Source organism: Pseudomonas sp. BP11-1-1 (genome assembly GCF_052112105.1).
Classification (GTDB): domain Bacteria; phylum Pseudomonadota; class Gammaproteobacteria; order Pseudomonadales; family Pseudomonadaceae; genus Aquipseudomonas; species Aquipseudomonas alvandae.
In genome coordinates this window covers 1-21883 of record NZ_JAUTYU010000029.1, presented here as the reverse complement: position 1 = coordinate 21883, position 21883 = coordinate 1, and the positions used below count along the sequence as shown (strand labels likewise).

Here is a 21883-nt window from a genome sequence, read left to right as displayed (position 1 = left end):
GGTGACCTATGGATATTCAAATTGCGGAACCGTTATTTAAAGCAATTGAGACCGGTCTTAACAGTACGTTGATGTCCGGCACAGCGAAAGTGATGTTGGGTGTGGGTGCATCGTTCGGCTCAGTCTGGATGGTGCACTTTGCCTTGAAAAGTTTGCAATGGCTATTCACCGGAATTGACGTCATTTATCAAGATATTCTTTGGTCTATCTTCAAAATGGCGATCATCGTGTCCTTCGCGTTTAACGTGTCCTGGTACATCCAGAACGTGGTTCCGTTTGTCACGGATCTACCGACGTGGATGGGCGGCGTCCTATCAGGGCAACAGGGGAATCAGACTAACCAAGTTGATACCTTGATTAGTGCATTTGTTGATGCTGTGGTGAAGTTGGTAGAGGCAATGGATTTCGATCTGTTGGACAACTTTAACATCGTCATAATGGGCATTTGTGTGCTGATCTTCATGTTGCTTGGTGGGATTCCTTTCTTGTCGGTGTGCGTTGGAACGCTTATCACCTTGAAAGTTGCGACAACACTGATGTTAGTGGTAGGTCCGATATTCATTGCGTTTGCGCTGTTTGATCAAACCCGCCAATGGTTTTACGGATGGGTATCGCTGGTTGGGGGATTTATGCTCACCAGTGTGCTGTTCTCCATTGTGATCGCTTTGGAGATCGGCTTCATCAACACAGTGATAATGAAAAATGGCGCGATTGAAGCAACTTGGGCCGAAGCGTTCTCGATACTGTTCTACTTCGGTGCTTTTACGCTGCTCGCAACTGAGTTACCGAGCTACGCCGCTTCCGTGATGGGTGGGACGCCTTCCGGCGCAACGGGCGTGTCTGGGATTCTCGGCAAGGGCACGGGCGTCGGCACGGCCGGCCGCATGGCCGGCGCTGCTGGCAAAGCTATCGCCAGGCTAGTTATGAGACGCCGCAACACAGTCCAATAGCTGCCCCTTCGGGTAGCACTCGTACCAACACCTAAAGGTTATTGCGATGAAATATAGACTTGCCTTGAGCGGGTTGTTTTGCGTGGTTTTTATTTCTGCCTGTAGTTCGGCGCCCAAGTTGCCGGAGCCATCCGGTTCTTGGGAAGACTTTAATCCGCCGGTACTTCAAGCAAGTCAATTAAAAGGGGGGGCGCCCAATGCTGCGAAAAAGTAAAGATCAAATCATTGAACAGGAACGACTCTTAGCGTCACCGCCGCCAATGGACGCGCTCACGGCTCAAGAAATGAGCGCATACGAAAAGGCATATCAATGGGCCGCACGCTGGTTTGAAGATAACGTCGCGAAAGAGCATAAAGCCAAAGCTAACATGTGGCGTCGTATCGCGATGTTTAACAGTGTTTTGACTTTCATGGCTATCGGCGCTGTCATGGGGTTGACGCCCTTGAAAGAGTACGTCCCATTCGCGGTTCGCGTTAACGAAGTTACCGGTGCGACGGATGTGCTGCGCCCGGCCAGTGAAAAGAAGTCGCAGGAACAAATCGATGATGAGTTCATGCTGGCCACGTATGTGCGCGCCCGTGAGGGTTACACCTTCGCCGATCACGATGCGCAATATAAGTTGGTCGAATTGATGTCTCATGATGAGACGTTCACCGAATACCGAAACTTCCAACTGTCGAAAAAAGGCTACCTGGAGGTATTGGGCGACTCGCGGATGATTCGCACCGAAATCAACGACATCACCTTTCTGGATCGTAAGAATCGCACCGGTACCGCCCAGGTGTTGATGACCAAGGTAGTGCTTGACCGCAACGGTGAGCCGGACATGACGATCAAGCCGCTCAAGTACCGTGCAATGATCACCTACGACTACAAGAAGAAGCCGAAAACGCGCGGCGACGCTTGGCTGTCGCCGAGTGGCTTCGGAGCGGTCACTTACTCGAAAAACGAGGAAGTGGGGGGCAAGCTATGACCTTCAGAAAAAAGCTCGGCATCGCGGGACTTCTGTTCGTTGCCGGTGCGCTGTGCACCCTGGTATCGCGCTACGCCAATGCCGAAGTGATGGGCGCCGGCTCGTACATGGATCCTCGGGTACAGACGGCCGTTTACTCACCTGACAACGTGTATCGCATTCAGGCTGTGATCGGGCGTACGTCGCTGATTCAGTTCCCGGTCAACGAGACTGTCACCGAGGACTCCGGGCTTATGGTTGCAGGCGACCCGGATGCCTGGGAGTTGGGCACGAATCTGGCGGGCAACTTGGTCAGTATCAAGCCGAAAGTGCCCAAGGATCCGGACACCAACCTGATCATCAACACCAATCGACATACCTATATCTTCGAACTGGTGTTGGTAAAAGACGACGCGTTGAAGACGTACGCGCTGCGCTTCACATACCCGGAGCCGATTGGCGTTAAAAAACTGGTCGTGGAACGGGACCTCAATCCCAACCCGTGCAGCGGCGCGATGAACCGCGCCTATCAGCGTCGAGGGGATAAGGAAATTTCACCTTACGAGGCATGGGACAACGGTACGTTTACCTGTTTCCGCTTCCCGGCAAATACGCCGCGACCAGTGGTTTACCAAGTCTTGCCGGATGGAAGTGAAAGCCTGGTGAACACCCGTACGGTGCAAAACATCCTGGTCGTACATGGTGTGAGCCAAGCATTCCGCTTTCGTTTGAACATGATGGTCTTGGAAGTCAAAACGCGGCAGCGCCTGGGCGGCTTCTACAACTACAACGGCACCACGACTGGCGATATTCGGGTGGTGAAACATGCAGACCAATAACAACCCAACGCCTGACGGCGTAACAGAACCAGCATCCAGCAGTTCAGCCCAGGCACGCGGAGCGTTCGACCTCCGGTCGAGCGTTACGAAAAACCCGCAGAACATGAAGTATTGGGCGATTGCCGGCGTGGTGTTCGTGGTGTTGATCGCCGGACTGGTGGCGCTTTGGGCGGTGGCCTTCAATGTGATGAACGAAGGTAGCACTGACATCGACGAATCCAAGGTGCAGGCCGATACCATGCTGCGCAGTACTGAGGGCAACGATGACGCGATGAAAATCGCCAAGGAAGCAAAGGCACGCCGAATGGCCGAAGAGGAAGCGTTGAAGCGCAAACAGGAGCAACAAGCCAAGCCCGCCCCGGCTCCGGAGTCCAAGCCGGCGCCGCCGCCAAAGTCCACTGGGCAGGCACCGGCCCCATCCGGTCAAGGCAACAGCTCTGCCCCTGCTGAAAAAACACCGCTGCAACGCAAGTTAGGCGGTGGGGTGTACGTCAAACCAACGTCAGTCGCCGGTTCCAGTTACGGGCAATCAGCGACCGGCGCCCGCCAGTCGTCCGTCGGCAGTAGCGAGGCTGATGCGGGCGTGCTCGATGGCGGTGGCGGTGGCGGTTCTGGTTCGTCGCCTTATCGTGGAAGCCTATCAAGCCTCTCTGGCACTGGTTTTAAGCCGTCTAAAGCGGTCTTGGCACCGGATGGCAAGTACCTGCTGCGGCACAACACCTATGGGCGCTGTGCGCTGTACACCGAGATCATCACCGATCAACCAGGTCTGGTGGAGTGTCGGCTGACCGAACCGCTGTACTCGGCAGACGGATCGACAGTGATCGCTGAAGCAGGCGCACCACTCAGTGGCGAGCAGAAAGTTGAAGTTCGCCCAGGTCAGACCCGCGTGTTCACAACGTGGACTGAGCTTGAAACGAGTTCCGGGGTGGCGGGTGTGCCAGGTATTCGTGCCCGGTTGGATAGTTTGGGCGCCGGGCAAATGGGTGCAAGTGGAACCAAGGCGTGGATCGACAACCACAATTTTGACCGCTACGGCGGTGCTGTCGCGTTGTCGCTTTTCCAGGACGTGTTGTCGGCTGCATCCAACTCCACCCAGCAGAGCGGATCTGGTTACACGGTCAACAACAGTGAACAGAACGTCGAAAACATGGCCAGCAAGGCGCTGGACGCCAACATCAATATCAACCCGACGGGTTATCTGCTGCCAGGCACCATCCTGACGGTGATCATCGCCCGCGATATCGACTTTTCTTCGGTACTTGAAAACCGCTAGGAGGATCTGATGAACATGATGAGCCAGCCCGTCGAGGATCTGGAGGGATTCGAGGAACTGAATGATTCGACTCTGTTACGCGACTTCATGGAACAGGCGGGGTTGACTGAGCGATTGCAGCGTAAGGGCGTTACCGAGGTGTATTTCAACCGCCCGGGCGAACTGTGGACGGCGGCAGAAGGTCAGCTCGCTGACACGATGGAGCCTATGCCTCAGCTCACCCTGGACCTGTGCGAGAAGGTTGCGACCTCTCTGGCGGCGTTCAACCGAATAGCGCTGTCCGCCGACGAGCCCTTGCACACTGTGGATCTGCCCAACATTTTCCCGCAGGGCACGCGGGGCACGTTGGTCATGCCGCCAGCCTGCGAGAAAGGCACCATATCGCTGACGATTCGGAAGCCTTCGCTTGATCGGTTTTCGCTGCCCAACTACCAAGACTCAGGACGGTTTGAGAAGATCCGCGCGATATCGACGTCCAAGGTGGAATTGAAAGATTGGCAGCGCGACATGATGGACGCGCATGTGCGACTGGATTGGGATCGGTTCTTCCGACAGGCAATGCACCATCGGCAAAACATCATCATTTTTGGCGGACCTGGCTCGGGGAAAACGACGTTTGCCAAGGCATTGGTTGACCTCTATGACCCAAGCCGCCGCCTGATCACCATCGAAGCCGTCAACGAGCTGGTGTTGCCGAAACATCCAAACCGCGTTCACCTGCTGTACGGCCAGCGGGTGACCCCCAAGTCATTGGTGGCCATCACGATGCGGATGAAGCCCGACCACCTGCTGTTGGCCGAGCTGACCGGGGACGAGGCCTGGCATTTCATGGAAAGTCTCAACACCGGTTTGCCCGGCACCGTCACGACGGCGCACGCGAACGACAGCGTCGCGGGTGTTGCGCGGATCTGCAGCCTGGTGAAGCAATCGGAAGTCGGTAAAGGGCTTGATTACCCCTACATCGAACGGCTTGTGAGGACGTCGTTCGACATCATGATCTACATGGAAAAAACGTATTTGCATGAAGTGCATTACGACCCACAGCACAAGCTGGATCTGTTGAATGGCGTAGCGGCCTAGGAGGGGTTATGTGGTGGAAAGTGACGTTGATTGTCCTGATCCTGATGGCCGTGTGCTTCGTCCTGGGGCTGTATGTGGGAGGGGGAGTGTTCTTGCAGATTACAGCCGGCGATTACTCTGGCGTGACCTACCGGACATTGTTCGATGCCCGGCACCTTGCGCTTGATGATAGCCGTCTGGTGTACCTGCCCTGGGTGTGGTGCATCACCGCTGCACTGACTTTCCTCCCGGTCGGCCTGACGCTGCTGGCCCTGCTCGCACGGGTCAAACCGAAACGCTCGTTGCACGGTGATGCCCGTTTCGCCAATGACAAAGAGCTTCGGGCTTTTGAATACACGGGCGACTACCAAAAGCTGTAAGCCCGCCGGGATTTGCTCCCGGTTTCCATAAACTCAACATCGCTACCGCGCCAAAACTGGCTTGGTGGCCCGTGCGTGCCTGGGCAAATCGTCACCCCGGCGCGCATGGGTTCTATCGACATCAAAGGTAATCCCTATGAGTAACACAACGTTTAAAGTGCTGGTATTAGGCACGCTGATGCTGGGCGTGTTCATTCAAATCAAACAGTACGAATCGATCAGCTCTGGACTGACGACTATTGCCGCCAACCAGGTGAAGTCGGAGGCTAATCAAGCCCTGGGTAATGCAACTCTGTCGATGATTCACGCGACGGCTGAAAAAACGCTGGCCGTGCAACAAGCCGCAGATGCTGCGCGGGAGGCACGCCCATGAAGCTGCTCGCCTGTTGCACCGTTGCTGCAGCGCTCGCCTCGGGCAGTGCAGCGGCCATGTTGCCGATACCCCTTTACGACTTCTCCGTTTGGGCGGCGACGGTGCTGAAAAAGCATGGCATCGAAGACGCAACGGTGGTCGAGGCTGCATTCCCGATCAGTTTCAGCTACTGCCCGAAAGGCTCGACGGCACTCTGGCGCTACCAAGCCATCAGCCCCGCGCAATTGGAGGCGCTGAATCGCGGTGAGGGTGTGCCGGCGAGTGATTCGAATTTCGAAATGATCGAGCCTGCCAGCGCCGCGTGCGCTTCCGTCAAAACGTAAATCCGCCCTGTGTTGCTACCAAAGTGCCGATCGAGCGCGGGCGCCCGGGTGGTGTTTTGGTAACAGTTCGAAATGACCAGGAGGTTAAATGTACAGCCAACAGAATCTGCAGAAGCGGATAGAAGACTTCCCGCCGATCTTGATCGGCAAGCACCCAAAACGCGATTCGTTCTTGGCCACCTATGGCCAGTCGTTCGTCATGCTCGCCGCGCCGCCCGGCACCATGAAAGGCGTCAGTATGGTGATTCCCAACCTGCTGACTTTTCCGGATTCGGTGGTAGTCAACGATCCGAAATTTGAAAACTGGGACGCCACGGCCGGGTTTCGGGCTCTGACCGGGCAGAAGGTTCGACGTTTCTCCCCCGAGCGCATGGATACCCACCGCTGGAATCCGTTCTCTGCGCTACGCCGTGATCCGTTGTATCGGCTGGGTGATATCCGGACGCAGGCCGCTGCGCTCTACGTGTCTGACAACCCAAAGAACCAGGAGTGGTACAGCAAGGCGGCGTCGGTGTTCTCAGCCATTGTTCTTTACCTGATGGAAACGCCTGAGCTGCCTTTTACGTTACCTCAGGTGTACGAAGTCGCCTCGATGGGCGTCGGCATGGGCGCCTGGGCTGAGCAGGTGATGGCTGCACGCAGTGAAGGCGACAAAGCACTTAGCGCCGAGTGTTTGCGGGAAATCGGCAGCATCGTTGAACAGGCCAAAGCGAAAAGTGGCTGGTCGACCACGGCGGATATCGTGCGTAGCCAACTGACGTTGTACTCAGAGAAGACCGTCGCCTGGGCGCTGTCGGGCGATGACATCAAGTTCGACAAGATGCGTGAGGAAAAAACGAGCATCTATTTCTGTGTCACCGGCGAGAACGTCAAGAAGTTTGGCCCGCTGATGAACATGTTTTTTTCTCAGGCGATGATGCAGAACTCGAGAATCCTGCCAGATCAAGGCGGGCATTGTGAGGATGGAACGCTCCGGCTTAAGTATCAGATTCTGTTCGTGCTGGATGAGATCGCGGTAATGGGCCGGATGGAAGCAATGGAAACCGGGCCTGCGTTGTTGCGCGGTGCCGGCTTGCGTTACCTGATCATCTTCCAGAGCAAGGATCAGATGCGGGGTGAACGCACCTACGGCAAGGAAACAGGCGATGCCATTATGAAAGCCTTCCATATTGAAGTCGTGTTCGCGCCAGGTGACATCGATGTGGCCAAGACCTACAGCGAACGACTGGGCAATACAACCGTACGGGTCAGAAACGATTCGGTGAACTACGGCAAGGAGCGCACCCGGTCGTCGAGTTACAGCGATCAACCGCGCCCCTTGCTGCTGCCGCAGGAACTCAATGAGCTGCCCTTCGACGAGCAGATCATTTTTGTCCAGGGCACGAAGAAGACCAAGCCAGTCAATATTCGCTGCAGGAAGATCGTCTACTACGAGGAAGAGGTTTTCAAAGCACGTAAAGGCCTACCGACACCGGCACTGCCCATGGGCGATGCGTCTTTGGTGGACAGTTTGACGGTTCCGATGCGGGTGGTTGTGCCCACTGCCGCCATGGTGACCCCGCACGACCTAGTCATCCAGCAAGAGCAACAAAAGCGTCAGCCACCGGCCGACGTCCGCAAGTAATCACTGCCAGTCCCGGCGCCGTCAGGTGCCTTTTCAGGAAGACAACCAATGAAACAGACCGTTAAGTCGGCCGGCATGTTTTGCCTGGCCGCGAAGCGTTTCGCCCTGGGAAAGTGTTTTACGGCCGCGCTGATCGGCGCCGCGATACTGACCCCGCCGCCTGTGTACGCGAAAGACCCATGCAAGATGGTGCTGTGCATGTTCGGCAAATACTCCAAGGTCACCGGTTCAGGCGATGACGGCGGTAGTGAGTGCGATAAGGCCGAAGCCGAGTACTTCAGCATTCTGGTGAAGAAGAGGGGAAAAATCCGTTGGAGCGCCACAGCTAAAGAAAGGCTGAAGCAGCAGAACAGTTGCCCAACGGCGGACCGGGGTATCACCAAAAAAATCAACGACAAGTTTGGTAAAGCCCGCGGCTAACCAGCTCAGAACAAGGAAATGAATATGCGAGTGTTTATCGCAGAAAAGCCGGACTTGGCCAAGGTAATTGCCGAGGCCCTGGGGAACGGTCGCAGGAAGACGGGTTACATCGAGTGCGGTTCGGACATTGTGACCTGGTGCATTGGTCACTTACTGCAGCTTGCCCCGCCGGAGCATCACAACCCAAGGTACGCTGACTGGGTGGCAGCGGATCTGCCATTGAAGTTGCGGCCCGCGATCTACGTTCCCATCGAAAAAACCCAGGATCAACTGGCTGTGGTGTGCGCGCTGATCGAGCAGGCCTCGGAAATCGTGCATGCCGGTGACCCGGACGAGGAAGGCCAACTGCTGGTCGACGAGGTGCTGGAGTACGTCGGGAATACGCGGCCGGTGAAGCGGTTGCTGATCAACGACATGAACGCCAATGCCGCGCGCAAGGCAATGGCCAGCATGGTCGACAACAGCCAGTACTTCGGTCTGTCGCAAAAGGCCAAAGCGCGCAGCATCGGCGACCAGCTCTACGGCTTCAACATGACGCGGGCCTACACGCTCGCGGGTCAGGCGAAAGGCATCCGGGGGGTGCTCGCAGTAGGAAGGGTGCAAACCGTGATCCTGGCTCTGATCGTGGCGCGTTTTAAGGCCTACACCGGACACAGCGCCGCCTTTTTCTTTAGCGTGTTCGGCAAGTTCGACTTCGACGGCAAGTCGATCACCGCCAAGCTCCAGCCGCCGGCCGGTGCGCCGGTCGACAGCAAAAAGCGGATTGTTGACGAAGCGTTTACTGCCGACATCGTCAAGGCGTGTCAGCAACAAGTCGCGCAGGTTACTGGCGCCAAGGTCGAGGACAAACGAACGCCGCCGCCGTTGCCGTTCTCCTTGCTGGATCTGCAGGCGCAGATGAGCCATGACCACGGCATTAATGCGGAAAAAACCTTGGCCATCACGCAAGCGCTGCGTGAAAACCACAAGGCCATTTCCTACAACCGTTCCGATTGCAACTACTTGTCGGATGAGCAGTACGACGAGGCGCCGGAAACGCTAGCCGTTCTCGCCTCGGCGTTGCCGGATCTGGCCAGCACCTTTGCCTGTGTCGATTCCGAGCGCAAAAGCCGGGCGTTCGATGACACCAAGATATCGGCGCACACCGCGATCATCCCCACGGCGGTGCGGATCGATCTGGACAGCCTGACGGGCGAAGAACGTGCGGTTTACCTGGCCATCGTCAAACAGTACGTTGCCCAGTTCCTGCCTGATAAGCAGTACCGCTCGGCCAAAGTGCAGTTTGAGGTCGCCGGCAGCGAGTTTGTGGCGCGCGGCAAGAAAGTCACCGTGCCGGGCTGGATGGCCTTGATCAACGATGCTGGAGCGGCTGAGGACGGCGAGGATGGCGACGACAGCGATGTCTCTGAGTCGCCGTTCGATGTGCTGGAGTCGCTGGCCACCGGGGCTAGCGGTCAATGCGAAAGCTTGAGCGTGTCCAAGGAAAAAACCAAACCACTCCCGCTCTACACCGAATCAACCTTGCTCAAGGATCTGCGCCAGGTTTCCAAATACGTCACGGATCCGCGCATCAAAAAGCTGTTACTCAGCCGCGACGAAGGCAAGGACAAGAACGAGCGCGGCGGCATTGGCACGCCGGCCACACGCGGCGCGATGCTGGCCAAGTTGCTGGAGCGCAACTATTACGGCGTCGACAACAACAAGCTGATTCCGACCAAGCTCGGCCTGCAGTTCCACGACGCGTTGCCAGCCATTGCCACCAAGCCGGACATGACCGCGCTCTGGCATGAGCAACAACAACTGATCGAAAGCGGCGAGCTGACCTGCGATGCGTTCCTGGACGAGCTGGAAGCTTTCATTGTCGAGCAAATCAATGCCGTCGACCTTGGGGCTGTGCAGGGTTTCAACGTCACGGCCAAGTGCCCCATGTGCGGCGGCGTCATGGCCCCGCGCGGCAATGTCGTGGCCTGTGAAGCCGAAGTGTGTGAATTCAAGGTGTTCCGCGAGATTTGCGGCAAGGAACTCAGCGAAGAACAGATGCACCAGTTGCTGACGACCGCGCGCACCGGGGTGATCAAGGGTATGCGTGGCCACAAGGAAGGCAGCAAGCCATTCGACGCCTCGTTGAAGCTGACCGCCGAAGGCAACGTCGAGTTTGTGTTTCCAAAAACTAAAGCATCAGCGAAACAACGCGCCTAACCGATGGCGTGTGTTGGCTGAACCAATAATTGATGGAGTAGAAAATGGCCCGTGGAATTAACAAAGTCATCCTGGTCGGCACCTGCGGTCAGGATCCGGACGTGCGTTATCTGCCTAACGGCACCGCCGTGACCAACCTGAGCTTGGCCACCAGCGAGCACTGGACGGACAAACAGACCGGCCAGAAAGTTGAGAAAACCGAATGGCACCGTGTGGTGCTGTATAGCAAGGTGGCCGAGATTGCCGGCGAATACCTACGCAAAGGTTCCCAGGTGTACATCGAGGGCAAGCTGCAAACCCGCGAGTGGGAAAAGGACGGCATCAAGCGCTACACGACAGAAATCGTCGTCGACATGCAAGGCACCATGCAGCTCCTGGGAGGCCGTCCACAGGGTGACAGTGGCAGTACGGGGGCTCATGAGCCTTCGCCGAATCCTGCAGCCGCTCAAGCGCCTACAGCGGGTAACAAACCAGCCGGAAGACGTGGAGGAAGGGTCGCGAGCCCACCAAGTCCTGCAACGAATCCCGATGAACTTCCAGATCCCGACATCCCGTTCTGAACCGTCATGTGCCGCGCTCCCGGCTCGTCGGAACAGCTCCATCGTTCCGGCGAACGGAAGCACGGGCGAAGCGCACACTTGACGGCACACCGTCAAAACACAGGCTTCCTCGGGAGTGTGGGGGTAGAGCTTTACCGCCCCCGCGCTCCTGAGGTCAACGCGGCCGTTGCGAGATGACAAGGGCCGCGCCCTTGGTGTTTCTTGCCAACGCCTCCCATATCCCATTCAAAACCTGAGGTTTCCATGCCTAAAACGATGAAGCAGGAACAGACACTCAACGCGCTTGCTGCTTTCTTTGCCAATACCAGCCACTTCATCCTGCAGGGAAAAGGTGGTTGCGGAAAGTCGCTCAAAGCGTCCGTTCTGACCCAGTATTTCAAGTCCCGGGGCTGTGCCCCGATTTGTGGCGACACCGATCCGGTCAACAGCACCTTTCACCAGATTCGCGACCTGAATGTGCAACTGGTTCCGATCACCGACGGCGGGGCCGTTGTGCAGCGTTTGTTCGATCCCTTGTTTGAAACGTTGATGACAGTTGACCAGGTCACGGTGATCGACAACGGAGCATCAACGTTTCTTCCTATCGCCAAATACATCAGCACCAACTACGTGCTGGAGGCGCTGCAACAGGCCGGCAAGCAGGTGTTTATTCACTGTGTTGTGACCGGTGGACAGGCCAAGGACGACACGGTCACCGGGTTGCTGTCGATGATTGACTTGGTGAAGAAGTCCAAGTCCAACGCGAAGATTGTCGTTTGGGAAAACGAATTTTGGGGGATTCCTGAATTCAACGGTAAGCCGCTCGCCGAAATGCCGTGGTTCAAAGACAACTCAGATGTCATCCAGGGCCTGGTAAAGATCATTGACCGCAACAGCGACGCATTCAGCACCGATATTCGGATCATGACGGAGAAGCACCTTACGCTGCGCCAAGTAATGGAGTCCGAACAATTCGGGGTGATGTCTAAGTCGCGGTTGTATCGAGTGTTCAACGATATTTATTCCGATCTGGATCGAGCGTTCAACGTGCATAGCGAGTAACAGCCATGGATGAGGTATTCAAAGATGAAATTCGGTCTCGCCTGCTTTTAGAGCACGGGGTGAAACTATCGGGTGATGATCCAATATTTTCGTACTTCATCGGTCAGCAGGTTGTGTTGGACAGATTCACGCTACCCATTGTGGAGGCTATGCAACGTTTGCCTGGTGAACTTGAAAAGAGCCTTTCGAAAGTAGTGTTCGCAGTCGAAGAAGCAGAGCGAACCGCTGAAACCTTGATGCACGAGACGAAGGGAGCACTCTCTGCACTTGGAAAATTCGAAGTTGAAGCCGCTCAGGAACGTCTAAAAGGCAGCGTCGAAGCCAGCGTTTCGGAGTTGCTAACGACGGCGTTGCAACGCGCCAATAGCGACATCACGCAAGTGGAGCGCCAGGCTAAAGCGCTTTCGAACGGATTACGCGATACCAAAACGTCCAGGCTGAACATGGTTTTGGCTATTGCGCTTATAGGGCTGATGGGTTTGTTTTCGATAGGACTGTTTCTGCTTTATTCAGCAGGCTCTAAAAATCAGGAGGCTGCGAACTATTGGTTCGATCGGTACTCAGGCCAACAGGAGGCTTTAAAGTCATTGGCACCTGGTGTTAAAAAACTGCTGCCCAATAAACTGCTGGCCGAATAGCCAGCGCAGAAAGGCCGCATGTTTGTAGCGGCCATGATGTTTTCGGCATTTATTCTCCGTAAATTTTCTTTGGGTCAGGCACCGGATTGTGAATGTCCGCGTCCTGATTCCGCCGGTTTTCACGGTTGGCCGCCAAGTGCGCTAAAGGGTGTTCACCTGATGGATGCCTTGAAGGGACGCCAGGAATGATCGGCGTAGCAGGTTTCGCATTGGTGCTGATGTTCATCAGTTTGTTGATGTATTTAACAAACTGCTGATAGCCCAAGGTGATGTTTTCAGATTCAACCAGCGCATCGTGGATCTGTTTGTAGGTCTGGCCAAGATTCAGGCGCTGCTGAATCTCTGGCATCAGGGGGATGAACTGGCTTTTCCCGGTTCGGGGCAGGGTTCGCCAATTGGTCATGTGATGGCCTCGCTATAGAGCTACTTAGAGATAATCAGATCGATTATAGGCCACTGCCCTGGAAATAGAGAACATCAGATCGACTCTGATCGATCTAGAGCGACGTAAATCAATCTCCAGCCGTACAGATGATTCCAAGGCCAAAACCCAGGCACGTCACCGATTGTTTACAAAATAGCTTCGCATTTTCTAAACATCGTTCGTGCCAAAGGGGGATACCCCCTTTGAAACCCCGCAGAGCGGGAAAAGCCTGGTTGTCGTTGTTGTCGGTTGCTGTCGGGTGAAGCTATGGCAAAGCGAGAGCGAGTCAACAAAGGACGCGTCGTTTCCTTCCGCCTCACGGATGAGCAAATGGCGCCCTATGAAGAGAAAATCAAAGCAGCCGGACTCAGCCAGTCCGCATTCTTCCGGGAGACTTTTCTCCAGGCGAATCCGGTCTTTGAACAATCCTCACAAGAATATGAACGCCTTCTGTTTTATTACAGTAAAGCAAGTAATAACCTAAATCAGTTAGCTCATAGCGTTAACCGTGCCTGGAAAAGAGATATTATTTCTCAAGCATTATACGCTAAGTTTCTCAATGAGCTGATCAGTATCCGCGAACTAATAAGCGCCGGGGTGGACAATGCTGATTAGGCTTCGGGGTTATAACGATGGTGCTAAGGAGTATTTAGAAGAAGGGGTCAAGCAGGGACGTGAGCATACGCGGGATGAACTCGACGAGCGGGTCATTCTTCACGGTGATTTAGATGTGACTCAAAAGATTTATCAGTCCATCCCCGATAACGGACAGGAGCGCTATCTGTCCTACACCATGGCCTTCAAAGAAGATCATATTTCTTATGATACTTTGCTGGATGTGACCACGGAGTTTAAGCAGTTTCTGTTGCATGCCTACAAAGAACACGAAATAAACTTCTACGCCGAAGCGCATCTTCCAAAAATTAAGCAAATGAGGGATCGGAAAACGGGCGAAATGATCGACCGCAAACCGCATATCCACATCATTATTCCGCGTAAGAACATGTTCAACGGCAATGAGGCAAATCCGGCCGGGATGCACCAACGTACTGAGAAGTACATGGAAGCGTTTCAGGAGTACATCAACCAGAAGTACAACCTTGCCTCACCGCGTGACCATATCCGTTTTGATCCGAAGGATTCGGCCAGCGTGTTGTCGCGCTACAAGGGCGATGATTTCTATGGAAAGAATCGGGAGTTCAAGCAGGAGCTGGTCAAGGAAATCGTCAACCAGAACATTCTGTCGCGTTCGTCTTTTTACGAGCTGGTTGCTTCGCATGGCGAAACCCGTGTTCGCAATGAGGGCAAGGAAAACGAATACATCGCGGTAAAGCTGCCCGGTGACGCTAAGTTCACCAACCTTAAAGACACCATCTTCAAAGATGATTTTGTAGTGCGTCGGCAACTCAAACGCCCGCCTTTGGAAAAACATGTCATCCAGGAGCGGTTGAGCGAGTGGCCCACACGCGCCAGGGAAATGAAGTACGTCGATAAGGCCACGGCGTCTTTCCGGGAGCTTTATTACAAGCAGTCATCTGCTGAGCAGCAAGCCTCACTGCTCGTTCAGCGCGAACAGACCTTTTATCAAACCTATGGAGAACATCATGGCGGAATACATCCTCCCAAGCGGCCGCGAAGTAGTAAGCGAAGTGCTGTTAAAGCTGGAGCCGAGCGCACTAGCGAATCTCCCCGTGGCGTGCAAGACGTGCCAGGACGCGATCTGGCAGACCACGGGCAAATCGACGACCAAAGTCCAGGTGCGCTGCTTCTGCCCGGTGCTGCACAGCTTCACTTGGAGCGCCACGCAGCAGGAAGAGATTCTGGATTGCGAGCACCTGTACCAGACGGACGACGAAGAACCGAAAGAAGACGATCCGGCAGAACTGCCGCCGTTTCTTCGGGAACAACACGACGGGTAATACCGCCCTACGGCCGCGATCTGCACAGCGTACCCACCGTGGCAGACATCGAGGCGTTCAGCACCAAGCTACTGCAGCCGCACCGGCATGAAGATGCGCCGGATTCTGAGGTTGACCTCACCCCCCGGCCGCGCCGGCCGCGTAAGCCTCGCACCGGATCGATGTCGACAATCCCTCCCTATGCTCGCAACCCACATCGGGACGCGACTGTGCAGGACGTGGAGGCTTACAGCACGCAATTGCTTGGCCCGCTACGAGGCGAACCGGCTGCCGGGCCGGTCCGTAACCGGCCTAAGTCGCAACGCAAGACCAAGGCCCGGCGCTCAAGCATTCCGCCCTACGCACGAAACCCGCACCGGCCAGCAACCGTCGCGGATATCGAGACCTTCAGCGCCCGGCTCTTTGATCCGCTCAAGGAGCCTACAGAGGACGCCAATCAGCGGGCCGGTCCGGCCAGGAAGGCGGATGTTAAGGACGGACCTGTTCAAGGCCAAGCGCAGCCGCAACGGCGGCGCAAGGCTGGTTCGGTGCGAATCGTGGTTCCACCGTACGCGCGCAACCCGAACAAGGTTGCCACCGTTGCCGACATCGAGGCGCACTCGCGCCGGTTGTTTGCGGCGCTACAGGGCGACAAGCCCGCCCAGGTATTCAAGATCCAGACCGCAAAACCGGTTTCAACGGCAGCGACCCGCAGCGCTTCAACGGTCGCGGCATCGTTGAGTCGGTCGCTAGAACAGAACCAACTTTTGCCGGCGCAGCGCCATGCCATCCGCCGTGTCGACAGTCAGTTCTACGAGCTGCGCCGATTCGTTTTTGCGGATGTTCGATTGACGCGGCAAGACAAAGCTCAACTTTTTTCAGTCCTTACTTTTGAGCGACTGAAAGCGCAGGAAGCAATAAAACAACCGAAGTCAACTAGAGAGGTATCTTTAATGGGTAGTGCAAGCATTCGGCAATTGCTCACCGAGGAAGAGAGCTTTCCCGATTTTTCTATCAGTGGCCCTGGGAGTACGACACCGGTACGGGATCGTATTAAGAGTTTGGTAGAAAATTTCGGTAAAGAGGTCGATCAAAGTTTCAAGGAGAAAATTGAGCAGCTACTTGAAGCTGCTGGTTTGTATGCCAAGAAGTCGCTGTTCAGCTCGAATGTTCATTACGTCGATCAAAAAACTGATAAGACGTTGTTTGTCGACACTGGCAATTCGATTTCGCTTCGTCGTTCAGAAGTAAGCGCACCGGCTGTTGCATTCGCATTACAAATGGCACAGCAGCGTTTTGGCAATACACTGTCCATTAATGGAAATTCTGAGTTCAAGAAACTGGTTGTTGAAGCTGCTGTTGATAAGCAGTTGCCGATTCAATACACCGACTCAGGATTGAACCAGCAGGTAGCTTCACGGCTGAGTGAGTTGGACAGTCTTAAGCAGGAACAAAGCCGGGTTTCGGCCAACTTTACCCGCGAGTTCCTGGGCACTCTGCCAGCGGAAATGCCTGTGGAGCGGACCGTTGAGGCGCTTAAGGTCGAGGTGCAGACAGGACCGAAGCCCCTGGCCTTTACCAACAACGGCGAGCCGGTTTCGTTGGGGTTGCGGCCTGTTGACCCGATCGTTGGTAACGATCTGGACGCTACCCAGGCCCAGACCAAGGAGACTCCGCTACCTCTGGCCTTTACCTTCGAAGGGGAAACGGTATCGCTGGGGTTACGGCCGGTTCTGCCTGCTTCGCCCGTCCAGGTTGAGGCAAAACCGCTGCCCCTGAATTTTACGCTCAATGGGGAAGCGGTTTCGCTCGGGTTGCGCGCGATTGTACCGTCGACGGAACCGAGTTCTCCTGATGTCGAAGTGGAACAAAAATATGAAACGGATTTTAGCGATGTAGACCAAGATTGGTACGATCTGCACTATAACGATTGCGTTGATCGTGACGACGACTGATTAAGTTTTTGCCAACCCATAGCTATGGGTTTGGGTTAATACCTTACAACTCTGAATACACTACGTAGATACCTTCCTTCAGCTTTCATTGTTGAATGGCTGGCGTTCATGCGTCCCTAATATTTAATGGAGATACCTATTATGGGTAGTGAGAATATTCGACAAATAATAAAGGATGAGGATCCTATACCGGAATTTACAATAAGCGGTCCGGAGGGTGATAAAGAACTTCCAGTGAGGGAGAGGATCAAGCAGGTTTTCAAACGGCTTGATCAGGATACGGATGAAGAGTCGAAACAAGAACTGGAAAGGGTCTTGGAAGCGCATGACCTTTACACGAAAAAATCTCGATTTACTTCGACCGTTCATTACCTGGATAAAAAAACGGACAAAACAGTGTTTGTCGATACCGGCAAAGTCATTGCGTTGCGCCGTACGGGTATCACGGAATCAGGGGTGAAGCTTGCGTTGCAAATGGCCCAACAGCGGTTCGGTAGTACGTTGACGATTAATGGTACTGCTGAATTCAAGAGTTTAGTGATTGAAGCTGCTGCGAAAAATAACCTTGATATTCACTTCACGGACAGGGTGATGAATGAACGGCTCGCTGAAAGGCGTGCTGAATTGGAACTGGAGCGCGATAGCAACATGATTGCTTCCCCCGATGCACCTGTTCTTGATACGGCCGAACGCGAGGCCAGTACTGGACAATCCTCTGCCGAGGAAGTGGGACGTAGCGATGTGACGAAAGGTTCACTCGTCGACCACGGTAGTGCGCCGTACATGATGGATAAGAAAAACGATGAGAGCTATTACGTCGCCGTGAAAACCCCTAGCGGTGTTCGCACGCTATGGGGGGTGGGACTGGGTGAGCTGATGAAAGACGGCGGCTACCAGCAGGGCCAACCGATCCAGATAACGGACAAAGGGTCTTTGCCTGTAATGAAGATGGTTCTGAACAAGGAGACCGGTGTCAGGGAGTCGAAAGAGGTATTTCGTCGAGTCTGGGAGATCGATCCGGAGCCCGTACGCGATAAGGCTTCACCTGGCGCTGCAACAGCTCCGGTAGTTCCGTTGGCGGATAGCGAGCGAAAAACCACTCCATCTGGTGCGGTTCCAAGCCCCGCAATCGTGCCTCAGGCTTCAACTGCCGAAGCAGGCGTTTCCGCTGAGAAGTCGCAGCGGCTCCCCGGGTTGGCAAACGATGCAGAGGTTCGTCGAGTCAACATCGTGGACCAGCTGGATTACGTGCCCTCCTTGGTTACTGCTGAGAGCGCAGACAAGAGCTTCATCATTGCTCGCGAATTGACTTTCCGCGAGGCCATGGCCGGTATGACCGAAGCGGAGATCCGTTCTTCGTCGACAGTCATGGAGTGGCGCGCAGCGGATCATGCGCAATGGTTGGTGGCGTCCAGTGACAACAGCACCGAGGGCCGCGAGTTTCTGGCTTCCTATATGAGCGATGATTTTTATCGCGAAAGCTTCAAGGAGACGATTGACGCGATAGTGAGCGAGCCGGGTCTTTCAGACGAGGCGCTGGTTGCCCTGGAGCCCGCTCTTGAAATCGCGCAACGCCTCGTAAGCGTGGCTGAAAGCACTATTGAAGTTCCTGCAAGCGCAGCTTCAGTAGTGGTGCCGCAGGCCAAACCAGATGTGACAGCTGTGGCGAAGCCTGCCAAAGCTGCTAAGCCTGCCAAGTCCGCCAAAGCAGGTTCGGTCAAGCCATCCGCTCCGAAAACAACTGCAGGCAAAAAATCTGCAGGCGCAGGTCAGAAGGCCCCAGCAGCTGACGAAAAGCAGGCTCCTGGCGTAAACGTTGAGAGCCCTTCGGTTGTGACGACCCAACTCGAAGAAGTCCACGAGCTAGAAATAGAGAGCTGAGGATGATCCCCTCCAGGTGGAGGGGGTTTCTGTAATTCGGAGTGCGATTTGATGATAAAAAAGGCAACCAACCCCGGTAGCAAATTGGCGATCGCGCGCCGCCTGCCAGGCGCCAATTTGCTACCGAATGATTATGTTCGAAATGCTCTGATCGAGGCGGGTTACGGCGCGCTTCCGTTAGGTGACCGTCCGTTACTTTATGAAGCGTTAGAGCTGGTACTTAAGGATGATCCCGAGAGTTTTACGGATTTGGTCGAGCACCTGCGTGATGTATTGGTGCTTGCAGATGGTATAGATCGGCTTACTGAGCTGCGGCGTTTGGCGATTAAGTTTGGTTCAATCAAAGGATGTCCCGACTGTCGCTGCAAACCTGATATTGATGGAAGCCACACCGCTGATGGGCAACGAGCCGTCGTCTGTTTCAACCATGAGCAATTCGCAGTGGGACGTGCAGGACGGACGATAGACGATGCAATTTCAAGTTGGAACCGTGACGACTGGATCGCACCTGGCATAACGCGTTCGCAGTTCGCGTTCGATTAAAAACGTTCCACATCTTTTTATCGGCCAACCGATCCAGGTCAGATGCCGGTCAACTTAATTAGAAACAACTAACGGTGCTTCTGCGCCGCGAATAGCTGTTTCCGCTGTTCATCATCCAGGGAATTACCGATGATTACTGACACGCATAATTCATGGCGCGGAGGACCGCGCTCGCTCATCAAAAAACTGTTCATTGGCTATTTAGCCCTTGTCACTGGTTGCTCAACAACTGTTCAGCAGGTTGAGCACGCCGCCGCCATTGAGCAAAACCAAGCTTCCTACAGTTACCCTGGCGATGCCATTCCAGGCGAGCTGGTGGAAGAGTCCAGTGCTTCGAATCCGTACAACCTGCCGGAGCTGGCCAGCGACGCCGTGAAAGAAGAACCGCCATCTAGCAACGCGGATCCGCTGTCAGAATTCGTAGGTGGCTTGCCTGCTGCAGATCAGCAAGCGATTGCTAACCCTCGCAACAATGGCTATCAGGGCAGCGACGAGTTCGGCAGCATGGCCATGGGAATGCTGAACTCGGCGGCTGCCCAAGGTCTGAAAGATTGGTTCTCAGCCCGTAATGCTACGACTGAGGTTGCCTTCAATGTTGGCAGCAAGGGCGGCAAAACTGCCAGCTTCGACATGCTCTATCCGATTGTCGATGGCGAACAAGACCTGGTGTTTGCACAGGTGGGGGTGCGTCATTCAAATGCTCGCACTGAGGACTACCGCAGCACCATCAACTTGGGTGTCGGCTATCGTCGCAATTTTGATAACTGGCTCGCCGGCATTAACGGTTTCTACGATCGTGACATGACGGGCAAGAATGAGCGCTTGGGCATCGGCGCAGAGGCATTTACCGATAACATTCGTGCAAGCGCGAACGTTTATGTTCGGATGTCGGAATGGAAGAAATCGCCGGATCTGGATAATTACCTGGAGCGGCCGGCAAATGGTTATGACCTTCGCATTGAAGGCAACTTGCCTTCGCTGCCGAAAGTCACTGCCAAGGCCATGTATGAAAAATACTATGGCGATGAGGTTGGTCTGTTCGGTGCCGGCAATCGTCAGAAAGATCCGCAAGCAGTTACCTTGGGCTTGAGCTACGCGCCTGTTCCAATGATCAGCGGTGGCGTCGACTATCGCCAAGGACAAGACGGTCTTTCTGAAACGTCGGTAAAGCTGGCGATCAACTATCAGTTCGGGGTTCCACTGTCGAAACAGCTTTCGACGGCCTACAGCGTCAACCACAACCTGGCCAACTCGCGCTATGGCTTGGTTAACCGGAACAATGAAATTGTCCTGGACTACAAGAAAGCCGAACACGCGTTACTGATGCTGCCGCCTGAAATCAGCGGCACACCAACAGCTGTGGTTTCGTTTCCAGTGACTTTGACGGGCGGCCGCGCAAGCAATTTCACATGGACCGGTTCGGCAAGCAGCTTTGCCCGTCCGTACAACAGCTCCGGAGTCGGCGCTGTTGTTTTGCCTGCTTACAACCCTACCGGCCTGAATACCTATTCGCTGCAGGCCATAGGCACCGACGTGTACGGCGAGGTAGTTAAATCTAATGTCATGCAGGTGACTGTGACGCCGTTCCTCATTGCTCTGGACCGCTCGAAGGCCGAGGCGAAGGCGGACGGCGCCGATGAGGTGACTTTCACTGCTTCTCTGCAGGAGCCAAGCGGCTCGCCACGTTCCAACACGGCTATTACTTGGGCCGTCAGTGGATCGGCCACTGTCGTCGAAAAAGATTCAATGACAAACAAGCAAGGCAAAGCCAATTTGAAACTGGTTAGCCGATCGAGCAGCGTGGTACGGGTTTCAGCAAAAGAGCCTCAAGGCGCGGCTGCATCGGCGGATGCTGGTTTCCTTGGGGATCCTACCTCGGCAAAAGTGGTTGGCTTGGTGGCTACCCCTTCCTCTGTCCTTGCAGATGGCGTGTCCACAAGCACATTGGTAGCAACTGTTATCGACAAAAATGGCAACGAGCTGGGCGCTGGTGTTCCTGTGTCCTGGACGTCTACGAACGGAACTCTGTCCAGTGCGTCGACGGTGACCGATGAAGGAAGCAAGGCAACGGTAGTGCTGACCTCGCCGATACAAATCGGTGATGCAACAGTGACTGCACAAGCTGTTGCTGGCAGTGCTGACACCAAGGTGGATTTCGTTGCGGATATAGCCAATGCACGCGTTCTGTCCTTGGTGGCAGCTCCAGGCGTTATACCGGCGGATGGAACGACTACTAGCCTTCTGACCGCGACCATTGTCGATACGAACGGTAACCAAGTCGGGGCCGGTGTACCTGTCACCTGGTCTACAACAGATGGCACTCTTTCCATGGCTACTAGCGTTACCGACGCGAATAGCAAAGCGCTTGTTGCGCTCAAATCGTCGACCAAAATGGGGTCTGCCACGGTGACGGCGAAAGCCTCGGCAGGGGAGGAAACCGCAAAGGTCGAATTCAGTGCGAACAGTGCGACCGCCAAGGTCGTGGACCTGACCGCGACCCCGGCCAGCATCGTAGCCAACGGCACGGCGACCAGTAACCTGGTGGCC

At 55.0% G+C, this 21883-nt stretch carries 20 protein-coding genes; 19 read left to right on the top strand and 1 reads right to left on the bottom strand.

What is annotated here, in order from left to right; genetic code table 11:
- Positions 1-8: 8 nt before the first annotated feature.
- The 14 genes from Q7C33_RS27855 (at position 9) to Q7C33_RS27790 (ending at position 12635) form a co-directional block, all read left to right on the top strand.
- Entirely contained in the window at positions 9-950 is a 942-nt protein-coding gene (locus Q7C33_RS27855; protein ID WP_407684511.1) for a type IV secretion system protein, read from the top strand.
- 197 nt (positions 951-1147) lie between these two features.
- Positions 1148-1924: a virB8 family protein gene (locus tag Q7C33_RS27850; RefSeq protein ID WP_407684510.1), complete on the top strand. Its 777-nt coding sequence runs from the start codon at positions 1148-1150 to the stop codon at positions 1922-1924.
- Positions 1921-2742, top strand: a complete 822-nt coding sequence (locus Q7C33_RS27845; protein ID WP_407684509.1) for a TrbG/VirB9 family P-type conjugative transfer protein — start codon at positions 1921-1923, stop codon at positions 2740-2742. The genes Q7C33_RS27850 and Q7C33_RS27845 overlap by 4 nt, the downstream gene beginning before the upstream one ends.
- Positions 2729-4018: a TrbI/VirB10 family protein gene (locus Q7C33_RS27840; RefSeq protein WP_407684508.1), complete on the top strand. Its 1290-nt coding sequence runs from the start codon at positions 2729-2731 to the stop codon at positions 4016-4018. The genes Q7C33_RS27845 and Q7C33_RS27840 overlap by 14 nt, the downstream gene beginning before the upstream one ends.
- A gap of 18 nt (positions 4019-4036) precedes the next feature.
- On the top strand, positions 4037-5098 hold the full coding sequence (virB11, locus tag Q7C33_RS27835) for a P-type DNA transfer ATPase VirB11 (protein ID WP_259245002.1): 1062 nt from the start codon (positions 4037-4039) through the stop codon (positions 5096-5098).
- An 8-nt stretch (positions 5099-5106) separates the two neighbouring features.
- Entirely contained in the window at positions 5107-5457 is a 351-nt protein-coding gene (locus Q7C33_RS27830; RefSeq protein ID WP_077507147.1) for a hypothetical protein, read from the top strand.
- Between the two features lie 136 nt (positions 5458-5593).
- Positions 5594-5830, top strand: coding sequence for a hypothetical protein (locus Q7C33_RS27825; RefSeq protein ID WP_407684507.1), 237 nt, complete (start codon positions 5594-5596; stop codon positions 5828-5830).
- Positions 5827-6153, top strand: a complete 327-nt coding sequence (locus tag Q7C33_RS27820; protein WP_407684506.1) for a hypothetical protein — start codon at positions 5827-5829, stop codon at positions 6151-6153. The genes Q7C33_RS27825 and Q7C33_RS27820 overlap by 4 nt, the downstream gene beginning before the upstream one ends.
- Before the next feature lie 88 nt (positions 6154-6241).
- Positions 6242-7777: a type IV secretory system conjugative DNA transfer family protein gene (locus Q7C33_RS27815; protein ID WP_407684505.1), complete on the top strand. Its 1536-nt coding sequence runs from the start codon at positions 6242-6244 to the stop codon at positions 7775-7777.
- A 48-nt stretch (positions 7778-7825) separates the two neighbouring features.
- Positions 7826-8197, top strand: a complete 372-nt coding sequence (locus Q7C33_RS27810) for a killer protein (RefSeq protein WP_407684504.1) — start codon at positions 7826-7828, stop codon at positions 8195-8197.
- A gap of 24 nt (positions 8198-8221) precedes the next feature.
- Positions 8222-10396 carry a type IA DNA topoisomerase gene (locus tag Q7C33_RS27805; protein ID WP_407684503.1) on the top strand — a complete coding sequence of 725 codons (2175 nt, stop codon included), beginning with the start codon at positions 8222-8224 and terminating at the stop codon, positions 10394-10396.
- Positions 10397-10440: 44 nt separating this feature from the next.
- A complete protein-coding gene (locus Q7C33_RS27800) occupies positions 10441-10956 on the top strand; it encodes a single-stranded DNA-binding protein (RefSeq protein WP_407684502.1) in 516 nt (171 codons plus the stop codon).
- A gap of 243 nt (positions 10957-11199) precedes the next feature.
- Positions 11200-11997, top strand: a complete 798-nt coding sequence (locus Q7C33_RS27795; RefSeq protein ID WP_259244993.1) for a conjugal transfer protein, TraL family — start codon at positions 11200-11202, stop codon at positions 11995-11997.
- Positions 11998-12002: 5 nt separating this feature from the next.
- Positions 12003-12635 (top strand): hypothetical protein, encoded by a 633-nt coding sequence (locus Q7C33_RS27790; protein ID WP_259244994.1) that lies wholly within the window; start codon positions 12003-12005, stop codon positions 12633-12635.
- A gap of 49 nt (positions 12636-12684) precedes the next feature.
- On the opposite strand, the gene Q7C33_RS27785 is transcribed toward Q7C33_RS27790, so the two are convergent.
- Positions 12685-13038 (bottom strand): TraK family protein, encoded by a 354-nt coding sequence (locus Q7C33_RS27785; RefSeq protein WP_407684501.1) that lies wholly within the window; start codon positions 13036-13038, stop codon positions 12685-12687.
- 288 nt (positions 13039-13326) lie between these two features.
- On the opposite strand from Q7C33_RS27785, the gene Q7C33_RS27780 reads away from it, so the two are divergent.
- From Q7C33_RS27780 to Q7C33_RS27760, 5 genes are all read left to right on the top strand, one after another.
- Positions 13327-13674, top strand: coding sequence for a plasmid mobilization protein (locus Q7C33_RS27780; protein ID WP_077507139.1), 348 nt, complete (start codon positions 13327-13329; stop codon positions 13672-13674).
- Entirely contained in the window at positions 13664-16912 is a 3249-nt protein-coding gene (locus Q7C33_RS27775; protein ID WP_407684500.1) for an LPD7 domain-containing protein, read from the top strand. Before Q7C33_RS27780 ends, Q7C33_RS27775 begins: the two co-directional genes overlap by 11 nt.
- A gap of 141 nt (positions 16913-17053) precedes the next feature.
- A complete protein-coding gene (locus Q7C33_RS27770; protein ID WP_407684499.1) occupies positions 17054-18793 on the top strand; it encodes an LPD7 domain-containing protein in 1740 nt (579 codons plus the stop codon).
- Between the two features lie 51 nt (positions 18794-18844).
- Positions 18845-19336, top strand: coding sequence for a hypothetical protein (locus tag Q7C33_RS27765; RefSeq protein WP_407684498.1), 492 nt, complete (start codon positions 18845-18847; stop codon positions 19334-19336).
- A gap of 129 nt (positions 19337-19465) precedes the next feature.
- Positions 19466-21883 (top strand): inverse autotransporter beta domain-containing protein (locus tag Q7C33_RS27760; RefSeq protein WP_407684497.1); only part of this gene is annotated, 2418 nt, incomplete at its 3' end.